Genomic DNA, 13,085 nt, shown 5'->3' with positions numbered 1-13,085 from the left:
ATTTATTCGAATAAGGTTGACGACAAATACCTATCGCCACGATCGCAAATTATGGCTACAATAACACCTTCGTCAATAGTTTTTGCTATTTGCAACGCCGAAAATACCGAACCACCACTGCTCATTCCTGCAAAAACACCTGCTTCTTTAGCTAAACGTTGTGTGGTTGCTTTGGCATCTTCTTCTGAAACCTCAACAACTTCATCCACACGTTCGCGTTCAAAAAACTTAGGCAAGTAAGCTTCTGGCCATTTACGAATACCAGGAATTTTAGCACCATCGGCAGGTTGTGCGCCAACAATGGTTACATTTTGGTTTTGCTCTTTTAAAAACCTAGATACACCCATAATGGTTCCTGTGGTTCCCATGGCAGACACAAAATGTGTTACGCTACCACTAGTATCTTTCCAGATTTCTGGCCCTGTAGTTTTATAATGCGCTTTCCAGTTATCGTTATTGGCAAATTGATTTAGTAATGTATACCCTTTTTCATCTCTGAGTTTAAAAGCTAAATCGCGAGACCCTTCGATACCAACATCTACAGGTGTTAAAATAACCTCTGCACCGTACGCGCGCATGGTTTTTACACGCTCAACTGTAGAGTTTTCAGGCATAATTAAAATCATATTTAACCCTAAAAGTTGCGCAATAAAAGCCAGAGCAATACCTGTGTTTCCACTTGTAGATTCCACCAAAGTATCGCCTTTTTTGATATCTCCACGTTTTAACGCTTCAGAAATCATGTTATATGCTGCACGATCTTTAACGCTTCCTCCAGGATTATTGCCTTCTAACTTTAAAAGCAAACGCACACCGTCTTTGTTTACTAAATGCGAAGCATCCACCAACGGCGTGTTTCCTATTTGCTCTAATATTGTTTTATATGCCATTTTTCTTTGGTCTTATTTTAATTTCGGTTTGATAGGTTACCAAGGAATTTTTAGGAACAGAATGTGTAATCCAAACGTTGGCACCAATAATACTATTTTCACCGATAACAATTTCGCCTCCTAAAATAGTTGCGTTAGCGTAAATACATACGTTATCTTGAATGGTTGGATGACGCTTTTTAGAGGCCAAATCTTTTGAAACTTGAATACCTCCCAAAGTAACACCTTGATAGATTTTTACGTTATTCCCAATTATTGATGTTTCACCAATTACAATTCCGGTACCATGATCGATAAAAAAAGATTCACCAATGGTGGCTGCTGGATGAATTTCGATACCCGTTACACCATGCACATACTCACTCATCATTCTTGGCAAAATGGTAACACCCAATTTATGCAAAGCATGACTTAATCTGTAAATAGAAATGGCATGAAAACCTGGATATGCTAGATAAATTTCTTCAAGACTTTGCGATGCAGGATCACTATTCTCGAATGCAATTGCATCATCATCTAATTGTTTTCTAATGTTTGGCAACTCACTTTTAAACGTTTCCCAAATAGCTTCAGCATTATCTATATCTAATTTGGTAAGTATTTTTATAAAAGTACGCTCTAAATATTCACTATTAGCAACTTCTTGATCGCAATCGAATAACGAATAAAAGAGTTTTTTAGTAAACTTTTTTACGGTGTCTTTTAAACAAACGTTATAGCTTTTCATTTAAAGTTTTTTTAATTTCCTCAGGTATGAGACGTTCAAAAATATTAAATCCTACAAGTAAAATGAAACTTGCAGGATTTAAATCTAAATATATTTTTATAAATGCTAACCTATGGCCTGCACCACAGCTTTAGGCGCTTCTTTACGCGTTCCGTCGAAACCATCTACACCAGAAACTGTAGTATATTTTAACACAAATTTCTTACCTGGATTGATGATTTTATAAGCCGCTTGACACATAATAGTTGCCTCGTGGAATCCACAAAGAATCAGCTTTAATTTACCTGGATACGAGTTACCATCACCAATAGCGAAGATACCCGGTATGTTAGTTTGGTAATCTAAAGCATTATTAACTTTAATCGCGTTTTTCTCGATTTCTAATCCCCAATTTGCAATTGGTCCTAACTTTGGTGATAAACCAAATAAAGGAATAAAATGATCGGTTTTTAACTCGTAAGGAGCTTCATCTTTTTTAGTAATTTCAATCGCTTCTACTTTACCGTCACCTATAATATTTGTAACCTCGGCAGGTGTAATTAAATTGATTTTACCTAAGTTTTTAAGCTCACGTACTTTCTCTACAGAATCTAAATGTCCTCTAAACTCATTACGACGGTGTACTAATGTTACGCTTTTTGCAACATCGGCTAAAAAGATACTCCAGTCTAACGCAGAATCGCCTCCACCAGCAATTACCACATCTTTATCGCGGTACATTTCTGGTTCTTTAATCATGTATTCCACACCGTTATCTTCGTAATCTGCAAGGTTATCTAATTGTGGTTTACGTGGCTCAAAACTACCTAAACCACTAGCAATAGCTACCACTGGCGCTTGGTGTTGTGTACCTTTATTTGTAGTTACAATAAACGAACCATCTTCTTGTTTTTCAATCGTATCGGCACGCTCACCTAAGGTAAAACCAGGCTCAAATTGCTTACCTTGTTCTAGTAAGTTTTTTGTTAAATCGCCCGCCAAAATCTCTGGAAAACCAGGAATATCGTATATCGGTTTTTTAGGGTATAATTCTGAACATTGTCCACCAGGTTGTGGCAACGCATCAATTAAATGACATTTTAATTTTAATAATCCAGCTTCGAACACTGTAAATAAACCTGTTGGTCCCGCTCCTATTATTATGATATCTGTTTTAATCATTTTGAAATATTAGTTTTTCTCTATTAATCCTTTAGTAAATTCATTTAGCGTTTCTACTTTTTGTTCGAAATCGCCTTTTATAGTTTTTCTGTATTCGTTTAAATTTTTAACCAAATCGTCAATATTTTCAGGAATAACTTCCTCAAAAAACTGACGTAAACGTTTTGCTGTTGTTGGCGACTTTCCATTAGTTGAAATCGCTACTTTTACATTTCCTTTAGTAACAATGCCACCCATATAAAAATCGCAATATGGCGGGTTATCGGCTACGTTAACTAACTTTGCTTCGGCACGACAATCTTCCCAAACCGTGACATTGACTTCTGGCACATTGGTAGTTGCCACTACAATATGATGCCCTTGTAAATACTCTTTTTTATAAACATCTTCAATTAATGTAACATCACCTGTCTCCGCTAAGGCAAGCGTACCTTCTCTAAACATTGGCGAAACCATAGTTACTTTGGCATCTGGACTTGATTTTAACAGAAAAGTTAGCTTTTCTTCAGCTACAAATCCGCCACCTATAATAAGTACCTTGAGGTTTTTCACCTTTAAAAACACTGGATATAGATTATTTCTTTCCATGACTACCCGTTATTTATAACTTCTGAAGCGATTGAACTTAACACAGCACGTTCTTTTACAACATCACCAATAATGATAATTGCTGGATTTGCTAGTTGCTTTTCGTTTACAATCGTTTCAATATTATGGATTCTACCAATACCAACTTTCTCATCTGGTCTCGTACCATTTTGTATGATGGCAATGTGCGCATCTTGTTTGTTTTCTGCGGAAAATATCTCGACAATTTTATCGAGTTTCCCCATGCCCATTAAAATAACAACTGTAGCTGTAGATTTTGCAGCTAAAGCAACATCGCCAGAAATTTGATGCTTTTTTGTTGTACCCGTAATTACCCAAAAACTCTCTGAAGCGCCCCGTTTGGTAAGCGGAATGCCTTGGTAAGCTGGCACTGCCAAACTTGATGAAATGCCAGGTACCATAAAAGTTTCTAACCCAAATTGGCGTACATAATCGATTTCCTCGGCACCTCGACCAAAAATAAAAGGATCGCCTCCCTTAAGCCTTACAACATGACCTTTTTCTTTGGCTTTAGCTACAATGAGTTCGTTAATTTGTTCTTGCTGATATGCATAACACCCCCTACGTTTACCTACAAAAATAAGCTCCGCATCTTGGGCTGCATATTTTAGTAAACGCTCGTTTATAAGCGCGTCGTACAAGACGACGTTTGCCGACTCAATAGCCTTAATTGCTTTTAAGGTAATTAAATCTTCATCGCCTGGACCAGCGCCTACAATTGTTAATTTAGGGGTTAACACATTCATTTTTCTATCTTTTTTTAAGCTTCTTGAGCTTGTTCTGCTTCTCTAAATGCACGTACGGCAGCTAAAAATTTCTCTGAACTTGAAATGTAATCTAACGCAAATGCTTTTGTTGGCGCATTTTTATTGATTTGATAGATTAATTCTGAAAACGAAGTGCCTAATGCTATTTTTCCGCTTTCAACAAAAACCTCATCAAATTGAGAAATAATACCTGCGTGCGTATTTGTTTTTTTGTTTTCTGCTAATAGCAATGCTTTCGCAGAATTAACAAGCGATTGATACGCTAAGTAAATGGCTCCCGAATATACTTCATTTTCGAACGATTCTTTAGCGTTTTCAATTTTTTCTTCGCTCTCGAAAAATAACGTCGCGATTAAATCGATTACCACACCAGCACACTCACCAATACCAATTTCTTTTACATATACATCTTCGTTACCCCAATCGATAAAATCTTGTTGTGTTAAATTGGTAACATCTTGTAAATCGTTTAACAAATCGTAAAAATAACGATCACCTGTTTCTTTATAATATTCTACAAACTGTTTTCCGTTTGCATTAGCTTCATAATCATTTAAAATACGACGTAAAGCTTCTGGTCCTCTTCTACTTGGTACTTTTACCACTTTATCGGCAAATGTTGCATTACCATCACCTAAATTACCACCTCCTAAAAGCACTTGTAATGCTGGAGCAACCAATTTATCTTTTGTACGAACAGTCATTCCTTGGAAACCAATATTTGCCATATTGTGTTGTCCGCAAGCATTCATACAACCGCTAATCTTTATAACTAAATCTTCATTTTTTAAATACTGCGGATATTCAGCTTTAATAACACGCTCTAACTCTTCAGCAATACCTGTGCTACTTGCAATACCCAAGTTACACGTGTCTGTTCCTGGACAAGCTGTAATATCGACTGCTTTGTTATATCCTGCTTCAACAAAACCTAATTTCTCTAATTCTTGATAGAAAAACGGCACTAATTCTTCTTTTACAAAAGGAATTACAATGTTTTGACGTAATGTTAAACGCACTTCGCCAGCTGCATATTTATCGACTAAATTTGCTAATAAACGCGCTTTATCTGTGTAAAAATCACCTAAAAGCACTTTAACGCCGATAGCCACATAACCCTCCTGTTTTTGAGGAATTAAGTTTGTTGATTTCCATAAATTGAAGGCTTCTTCCTCTTTAATTTCAACTTGAGGCGCTTCAACTTGTACTGGTTTTGAAGCAACATAAGCATCAGCATCAATTGGAACACTTTTAAACTCAATGGCTTTTTGTTCGTTCTCAATTAATTCTCTAAACGCTTCTAAACCTATATCTTTTACTAAGAATTTCATTCTCGCTTTAGCACGACTTTTACGTTCACCGTGACGGTCGAAAATTCTTAAAACACCTTCCATGATTGGGATGATTTTATCGGTTTCAATAAAATCGTATAATACATCGGCATGACGAGGCTGTGATCCTAATCCGCCAGCTACCATCACTTTAAATCCGCGTACGCCATCTTTCACCTTAGCGATGTAACCTATATCGTGTAAATAAGACAATCCTGTATCTTCATCGGTTGACGAAAATGACACTTTAAATTTACGTCCCATTTCTTGACAGATTGGGTTACGTAAAAAGAATTTATACAAAGCATCGGCATAAGGCGACACATCAAACGGTTCGTTTACATCGATACCTGCGGTTTCGCTAGCCGTTACGTTACGCACCACATTACCACAAGCTTCACGCAGGGTAACATCGTCCTTTTCTAATTCTGCCCACAGCTCTGGTGTACGATTTAAATCGACATAGTGAATTTGAATGTCTTGACGTGTTGTAATGTGTAAACGTCCGCGTGAATATTCATCGGAAACATCAGATATTCTGCGCAATTGATTACTTTTTAATTTACCGTAAGGCACCTTAATACGAATCATTTGCACGCCTTCTTGACGTTGCCCGTAAACACCACGCGCTAAACGTAGACTTCTAAATTTTTCTTCATCAATTTTTCCGTTTTTGAAAAGTTCGATTTTATTGGCTAATTCAATAATATCTTTTTCAACAACTGGATTTTCTATTTCTGTTCTAAAACTTTGCATAACGTTTTTGTCTTATTGTAAATGAATACCACACTCTCTATTATCTAGAGCTTTTACAGGATCGAAATAATTTACGTTTTTAGGAAGTTTCTTTTCCTCGATTAATCGATCTAGAGCGTCGTCGTCCCAGTAATAAAACGGACTTACTTTTAAAATCCCTTCTTTACTTAAACTTAAAATGTCTTTTTTACTACGCAACTCGGTTTTTCTGTCACGAATATTTGTAAACCACATTTCTGGTTGATGCTCGTTTAACGCTCGTTTAAAAGGCTCAAGCTTTACAACCTCTGAAAACAACGAATGGTTTTCATCTTCTACTCCAGGTAAACCAATAGTTAAATCGATTTCTTCCTTTGTTTTTAAAGGTTGATATTTTTGGATGTTTAGTTTATATTTTTCAATTAAGTTATTGGCATGATCGTAAGTATCTGGCTCGTTGTATAACGTATCGCACCATATTACTTTTATAGTTTCGTCGTGCTTTGTTAAAGTACTTAACAAAACAGCTGAATATATACCAAAACTTGTTGTTACTATTCTATTATCGGTAAGGTTTAATGCCCATTTAATAATCTCGTCTGGAGATAAATTACGTAATTTTTTATTCCAAAGTTCGATATCTAATTCGTGTCCTAACATACGTTAATTTTATTTTTTACATTAATCCTATCGATTTAATAGGAATTACAAATATAAGACATATATTGAAACTAAAAAGCAGATTTTTAATTTTTTAGAATATTTTAATATTTGTCCCGTAAATAGTTAAAAATGATTGTAAAACACTGCTTATTTTACAATATGTTTAGTTAATTCTGACCAGAAAGATCTGCTAAAGTGGTATTTCTAAATACGTTAAGTGTGCTATCACGCACTTGAATCATGAGTTTATTAACACTACAAGCATGTTCATCGGCACAATCGTCGCACTTTTCGTAGAAATTTAGGCTCACACATGACACCATAGCTATGGGGCCTTCGAGAACACGCATCACTTCGGTCATTAATATTTCTTCTGGACTAACTCTTAAATAATAACCGCCGTGTTTCCCTTTTTTAGAACCTAAAATCCCTGATTTTTTTAAGGTAAGTAGAATGCTTTCTAAAAACTTTTGAGGTATTTGCTCGCTTTTTGCAATAGCACTTACCTGTACAGGATTTTCGTCTGTACTGCGCGCAATAAAGGTTAGCGCTTTTAGTCCGTATTTAGTTTTCTTGGAAAGCATGGTGCTAATATAAGTATTATTTACTTAGTCCACATTGATTTTATCTCGCTCATAATAACGCTTTCACCACGCAATAACACACGGTTATTTTCAACAACTTCACAAAACACATCGCCACCTCGTTTTGAGGCTTGATGAGCTTTTAATGTTTTTTTATTAAGTACTTCTGACCAATAACTCGCTAAATAACAATGCGCAGAACCTGTTACCGGATCTTCGTTTATACCCACGGAAGGACCGAAAAAACGCGACAAGAAATCATAATTAACATCGGAAGATTTTGCCGTAACAATAAACATGGTTTGCTGATGTGTTTTTAGCAAATTGAAATTTGGCGTTAAATTTTTAAGCGCTTCATCATTCTCTAACTTTATTAGACACCACGATTTATCCTGCCAAATTTCAACAGGTTTTGCGCCCAGAGCTTCTTCTGAAAGTGCATCTTCATTTGAAACCTGATTTAAATACCCTATCGGGAAATTCATTTCTAAAAATTTACCAGCTTGCTTTACGGTTAAAATGCCGCTTCGTGTGTTGAAAGCTAGTTCTTCCTGTGCTACATTATAAATATCGAAAAGCACTTTGGCTGTTGCTAATGTAGCGTGACCACATAAATCAATTTCTGCTTCTGGTGTAAACCAACGTAATTGATATTCTCCATTTTCGAGATACACGTATGCTGTTTCAGAAAGATTCATTTCCTGAGCAATATCGATGTATTCGGCTTCGGTTAATGGTTCGTCTAAAACACAAACCGCCGCAGGATTCCCTTTAAAAGGTGTATTTGTAAACGCATCAATAGTAAATAGTCGCATGATTTTTAGTTTAATGCTTGATTTAAATCTGCAATAATATCATCTACATGCTCCAACCCAACCGAAATACGCACCATACCGTTTGTAATACCAACTGCTGCTTTTACATCATCTTCAACTTTAGCGTGCGTTGTACTTGCCGGATGCGTTACAATGGTTCTTGTATCACCTAAATTGGCTGATAATGAACATAATTTTATACTATCGAAAAAGTTACGTCCGCCTTCAATGCCACCTTTTACTTCAAAAGCAATAATATTACCACCTAATCGCATTTGCTTTTTAGCGATTTCATATTTAGGATGCGATTTTAAAAATGGATATTTTACCCAATTTACTTTGGGGTGATTTTCTAAAAACTCAGCAATTTTTAGTGCATTTTCGCAGTGCTTTTCTACACGAACAGCCAAAGTTTCAAGCGATTTTGATAACACCCAAGCATTAAACGCACTCATTGATGGCCCTGTTAATCGTGAGAATAAATAAATTTCACGAATCAACTCCTTTTTACCTACTGTAACACCACCAAGTACGCGCCCTTGACCATCCATTAACTTAGTTGCTGAGTGGATTACCAAATCGGCACCATGTTTTATTGGGTTTTGTAAATATGGCGTTGCAAAACAGTTATCAATCACCAATAGTAAATTATGCTTTTTACACAACGCGCTTAAAAACTCTAAGTCTAACACATCGACACCCGGATTTGTTGGTGTTTCGGCGTAAATAAACTTAGTATTGGGTTGAATTAAGCTTTCAATTGTTTCAACTTCATTGATATTGAAATATGAGCATTCAATATTCCATTTTGGTAAATATTTGGTAAACAACCCGTGTGTTGCACCAAATACCGAACTGCAAGACAACACATGATCTCCAGCATTTAAAAGCGTAGCAAACGTTGAAAACACTGCAGCCATACCACTGGCGAATGCAAAACCGCTTTCGGCACCTTCCATTTTGCATACTTTTTCTATAAACTCGTTTACATTAGGATTACTATAACGACTATATAAATCGCGTTGTTTTTCCTCGGCAAACGAAGCTCGCATTTCTTCGGCATCATCAAATACAAACCCTGAGGTTAAGTATAATGGTACGGAATGCTCTGAAAACTGACTAGTTTCTGTCTGTGTTCTTATAGCTTCGGTTTCAAAATGGTTTTTCTTGCTCATTTTATTTTTGTTTTTTACCACGAATACACAAATGTTATCGTGGTATATTTATTTTAATTTTGTATAACTTCGACTGCGCTCAGTGTGACATTTTTTATTTCGTATAATCAGAAATTCTCTACTTTCGCGAGAACTAGTTTATGTGTTTTGATAACCTCAAAATATCACCAAACACACCTCTTGCGGTTACTTCGGCTCCTGCTCCCGCTCCTTGAATTACGATAGGTTGTGCGCCGTAACTTTCAGTGAAAATTTCAAAAATTGCATCACTACCTTTTACGTGACCAAGCGTACTATCTTCTGGAATTGAGACTAATTTCACCTCTAAATTCCCTTTGTTTTGCGATAAATCGCCCGACAAATCTCCTACATAACGCAACACATGCCCTGGTTTTTGCGCATCCTTTATCTCTTGATATTGCGCATCTAAAACATTTAACTGACTTAAAAATGCTTCAACAGATATATTTTGATAAGCTTCTGGAATTAAATTTTGCACCGAAACATCTTCAAATTCATTTTCTAAATCTAATTCTCTTGCTAAAATTAATAACTTTCTAGCAACATCGTTACCCGAAAAATCTTCTCTTGGGTCTGGTTCGGTAAAACCTTTGTCGATTGTTTCTTGAATAATTTCACTAAACGGCTTGTCTTCCACAGAAAAATTATTGAATAAATAACTTAAAGTCCCCGAAAACACACCTCGAATTCTGGTGATATTTTCTCCGGATTCGTGTAGAAGCTTAATGGTATCAATTAACGGTAAACCTGCACCAACTGTAGTTTCGTATAAATATTGCTTATTATTTTCCTGAAGTTGTAGGCGTAAATCTTTGTAAAAATCGTGCGAGATGGTATTGGCTATTTTATTTGATGACACTAAATCGAAACCTGCTTCAACCAACGGCACATAATTTTGATAAAAAGTAGCACTCGCCGTATTATCAACTGCTATTAAATTTTCTAGGTGATGATTTTTTGCAAAGGCAATAATATCATCTACCGAACTTTTAAAGTTAGATGATTTAATTTCGGTTGCCCAATTGGTTTTTACGCCATTTTTATTCAGTAACAACTGTCTTGAATTCGCAATTGCAAACACGTTTAAGTTGATACCTTTACGCTTTTCAATGTCGTCTTTCGATTTTAAAATCTGATTAATTAAAGCGCCACCTACACCTCCATGACCAAAAATAGCGATGTTTATTTTCTTTGAAATTCCGAAAATCTCACCATGAATCACGTTCATAGCTTTGTGTAACTGACTCTTTTTAACTACCAAACTCACATTGCGACCTGTTACCGTGTTATTGAATAACAATGGCGTAATTTGATTTTTTATTAAGGCATTAAACGGTTTGTGAAACGAACTTAACTCAATACCAACTATCGATATTACAGCAACATCATCTACCACCTTTATTTCGTTTACGTCTTGCGAGTAAAAATCCTTTTCAAACTCGCGTTCCAAAGCAATGATTGCTTGGTCGGCATCGTTTGCATCGATTACTAGGCCAATACCGCGCTCTGAAGACCCTTGAGAAATAATACTTACACTAATATTTTTGTTAGCCAAAGCACCAAAAATTCTTGCATCAACACCACTAATTCCCAACAAACCACGACCTTCTAAATTTAGTAACGCCACATTATCTAAAACCGATAACGACGTTACTTCTTTTGAGTTTGGTTTTGCTGTAATTAATGTACCTTCGTCACCGTCGTTAAACGTATTTAAAATACGTAGGTTTATATTTTTTTCAACCAAAGGAATTATGGTTTTGGCATGCAAAACGGTAGTACCAAAATTGGCTAATTCGTTGGCTTCGCTAAACGATAATTCGCGTATTTTTTTGGCATCTTCAACCAAGTCTGGATTTGCCGTATAAATACCATTAACATGCGTGTAATTTTCTAATTCTTCAGCATCTAAAAAGTTAGCTAATAATGCCGCCGTGTAGTTGCTACCGTTGCGTCCTAACGTGGTCGTTTCATCATTTTTATTGGATGCAATAAAGCCTGTAACAATATTAACGGTATCGCCCGCATGTTGTTTAAAATATTGTTTTACATTATCTTTTGACAGTTGATTTATTGGTTTTGCATTACCAAAAACGTCGTCGGTTTTTATAAGTAAACGCGAATCGGTTGGGTTGGCATTTATACCTTTTTGTTTTAGTAATTCCGCTACTATTTTTATTGATAGTAATTCGCCTTGAGCTAAAACTTCATCTTTGGTTTTCTTGCTATAATCACCTAACAAACTTACACCTTCAAACAGTTTTTCGAGTGTAGAAAATTCATCTGAAAAATCTATAGTTGGTAATGGCTCAATTTGTGTGGTTTTAAAAGCTTCAAATAAGGTTTTATAATCTTTTCCTTTGTGGGCTAAATTTAATATAGTTTCCAGCTCGTCTGTAGCTCCGCCACGCGCCGATACTACAACAGCTATTTTTTCACCTGCATTTACTTTATTTTCAATAATTTGGATCACGCGGTTTAACCCTTCTCCATTTGCTAAAGATTTTCCTCCAAACTTTAATACTTTCATTCTTTTCTTTTTAGAATTTGGCACAAAAATGCCTTCTACAATTTTTTCTAACTGGTCATACTCCATTAAAAACGCATCGTGCCCGTGTACCGAATGTATTTCATTATACGTTACATTGGGTTTTGTTAGCGCCAATTGCTTGTGTGTTTCACGGTTTTCTTCCGCCGTGAAAAACATATCAGAATCTACACCAACAATATGAATATTCGCTTTTATAGCATCCAGCACATTAAAATTATCGCCTCTACCTTTGGTAACATCGATACTTTTAAGCAACTGATTCATTAATTTATAGGCTGAAAGTTGAAAACGCTCCTGTAACTTTTTACCATGATGCAACAACCAACTTTCGACATTAAAAATTTCTAAATCTTCGTTTTTACTACGTTTGAAACGTTCTTTAAACGATTCGGGCGTGCGGTAACATAACATGGCATGCATGCGCGCATCGTGCACTGGGTTTTTAGAATTTAATAAAAACTGCTCCTGTATTTGGCAATTGGCAATGAGCCAATCTGTCGATTTCCAATCGGTCGCCACCGGAATAAAATGCTCGGTAAAATCGGGTTTTAAAACCGCCATTTCCCAACCAATTCCACCACCTAACGACCCTGCAATAGTGGCGTAAATTTTGCCTGTTCTTAAAATTTCTAAACCAGATAAAAACAATTTAGCCACATCGCGCGCTACAAAATCTTTATAATTATCAATTACAAAACCATCGTAACCATTACCCGGAATATTAAAGGCTAAAACCGTATATAAATTAGTATCAATAACCTTATCGTCTCCAATCAAATCCTTCCACCAACCATCGGCGCCAGCCACATTACTATTACCCGTTAATGCGTGATTTACCAGCACTATTTGCGCTGTACCAAGCGGTTTCCCAAAAACCTGATAACTCAAATTAATTTCAGGAATTTCAACACCGCTTATAGTCGTGTAATTATTAATTTTTATATGTTCCAAAAGTGTTTCCAATGTATATTATTTTGGCGTTACCTCGCCCCGAATATTCGAGGTCGAGGTCGGGCTATACGTTACAAGTCCTCGCTATCGCTGTGGGCTTTCTAC

At 36.1% G+C, this 13,085-nt stretch carries 11 protein-coding genes; all 11 read right to left on the bottom strand.

Annotated features, from left to right (window positions below; translation table 11 throughout):
- Positions 1-2 precede the first annotated feature (2 nt).
- Positions 3-890, bottom strand: coding sequence for a cysteine synthase CysM (gene cysM / locus PK35_RS10015; protein WP_044626579.1), 888 nt, complete (start codon positions 888-890; stop codon positions 3-5).
- Positions 880-1,617: a serine O-acetyltransferase EpsC gene (gene epsC / locus PK35_RS10010; RefSeq protein WP_044626578.1), complete on the bottom strand. Its 738-nt coding sequence runs from the start codon at positions 1,615-1,617 to the stop codon at positions 880-882. The genes cysM and epsC overlap by 11 nt, the downstream gene beginning before the upstream one ends.
- Before the next feature lie 105 nt (positions 1,618-1,722).
- The gene (locus PK35_RS10005; RefSeq protein WP_044626577.1) at positions 1,723-2,778 is read right to left on the bottom strand and encodes an NAD(P)/FAD-dependent oxidoreductase; all 1,056 of its coding nucleotides are present in this window, start codon (positions 2,776-2,778) and stop codon (positions 1,723-1,725) included.
- Between the two features lie 9 nt (positions 2,779-2,787).
- The gene (locus PK35_RS10000; RefSeq protein ID WP_044626576.1) at positions 2,788-3,366 is read right to left on the bottom strand and encodes a precorrin-2 dehydrogenase/sirohydrochlorin ferrochelatase family protein; all 579 of its coding nucleotides are present in this window, start codon (positions 3,364-3,366) and stop codon (positions 2,788-2,790) included.
- A 2-nt stretch (positions 3,367-3,368) separates the two neighbouring features.
- Positions 3,369-4,133 carry a uroporphyrinogen-III C-methyltransferase gene (cobA, locus tag PK35_RS09995; RefSeq protein ID WP_044626575.1) on the bottom strand — a complete coding sequence of 255 codons (765 nt, stop codon included), beginning with the start codon at positions 4,131-4,133 and terminating at the stop codon, positions 3,369-3,371.
- Between the two features lie 14 nt (positions 4,134-4,147).
- Positions 4,148-6,241 (bottom strand): HEPN domain-containing protein, encoded by a 2,094-nt coding sequence (locus PK35_RS09990; protein ID WP_044626574.1) that lies wholly within the window; start codon positions 6,239-6,241, stop codon positions 4,148-4,150.
- Positions 6,242-6,253: 12 nt separating this feature from the next.
- Entirely contained in the window at positions 6,254-6,880 is a 627-nt protein-coding gene (locus PK35_RS09985; protein ID WP_044626573.1) for a phosphoadenosine phosphosulfate reductase domain-containing protein, read from the bottom strand.
- A 170-nt stretch (positions 6,881-7,050) separates the two neighbouring features.
- Positions 7,051-7,467, bottom strand: a complete 417-nt coding sequence (locus PK35_RS09980) for an RrF2 family transcriptional regulator (protein ID WP_044626572.1) — start codon at positions 7,465-7,467, stop codon at positions 7,051-7,053.
- 20 nt (positions 7,468-7,487) lie between these two features.
- Complete coding sequence (locus PK35_RS09975) at positions 7,488-8,282, bottom strand: PhzF family phenazine biosynthesis protein (RefSeq protein WP_044626571.1); 795 nt, start codon at positions 8,280-8,282, stop codon at positions 7,488-7,490.
- A 5-nt stretch (positions 8,283-8,287) separates the two neighbouring features.
- The gene (locus PK35_RS09970; RefSeq protein WP_044626570.1) at positions 8,288-9,457 is read right to left on the bottom strand and encodes a trans-sulfuration enzyme family protein; all 1,170 of its coding nucleotides are present in this window, start codon (positions 9,455-9,457) and stop codon (positions 8,288-8,290) included.
- A gap of 133 nt (positions 9,458-9,590) precedes the next feature.
- A complete protein-coding gene (thrA, locus tag PK35_RS09965; protein ID WP_044626569.1) occupies positions 9,591-12,992 on the bottom strand; it encodes a bifunctional aspartate kinase/homoserine dehydrogenase I in 3,402 nt (1,133 codons plus the stop codon).
- Positions 12,993-13,085 lie beyond the last annotated feature (93 nt).

The sequence above is a fragment of the Neotamlana nanhaiensis genome, assembly GCF_000943555.1.
Lineage (GTDB): Bacteria > Bacteroidota > Bacteroidia > Flavobacteriales > Flavobacteriaceae > Neotamlana > Neotamlana nanhaiensis.
The sequence above is the reverse complement of the archived record's forward strand: the minus strand, read 5'-3'. Positions and strand labels throughout refer to the sequence as shown.

What these genes read in the sequence shown, in the direction of transcription:
- cysM (WP_044626579.1), bottom strand. Translation starts at nt 890, where the DNA reads ATGGCATATAAAACAATATTAGAGCAAATAGGAAACACGCCGTTGGTG.
- epsC (WP_044626578.1), bottom strand. Translation starts at nt 1,617, where the DNA reads ATGAAAAGCTATAACGTTTGTTTAAAAGACACCGTAAAAAAGTTTACT.
- PK35_RS10005 (WP_044626577.1), bottom strand. Translation starts at nt 2,778, where the DNA reads ATGATTAAAACAGATATCATAATAATAGGAGCGGGACCAACAGGTTTA.
- PK35_RS10000 (WP_044626576.1), bottom strand. Translation starts at nt 3,366, where the DNA reads ATGGAAAGAAATAATCTATATCCAGTGTTTTTAAAGGTGAAAAACCTC.
- cobA (WP_044626575.1), bottom strand. Translation starts at nt 4,133, where the DNA reads ATGAATGTGTTAACCCCTAAATTAACAATTGTAGGCGCTGGTCCAGGC.
- PK35_RS09990 (WP_044626574.1), bottom strand. Translation starts at nt 6,241, where the DNA reads ATGCAAAGTTTTAGAACAGAAATAGAAAATCCAGTTGTTGAAAAAGAT.
- PK35_RS09985 (WP_044626573.1), bottom strand. Translation starts at nt 6,880, where the DNA reads ATGTTAGGACACGAATTAGATATCGAACTTTGGAATAAAAAATTACGT.
- PK35_RS09980 (WP_044626572.1), bottom strand. Translation starts at nt 7,467, where the DNA reads ATGCTTTCCAAGAAAACTAAATACGGACTAAAAGCGCTAACCTTTATT.
- PK35_RS09975 (WP_044626571.1), bottom strand. Translation starts at nt 8,282, where the DNA reads ATGCGACTATTTACTATTGATGCGTTTACAAATACACCTTTTAAAGGG.
- PK35_RS09970 (WP_044626570.1), bottom strand. Translation starts at nt 9,457, where the DNA reads ATGAGCAAGAAAAACCATTTTGAAACCGAAGCTATAAGAACACAGACA.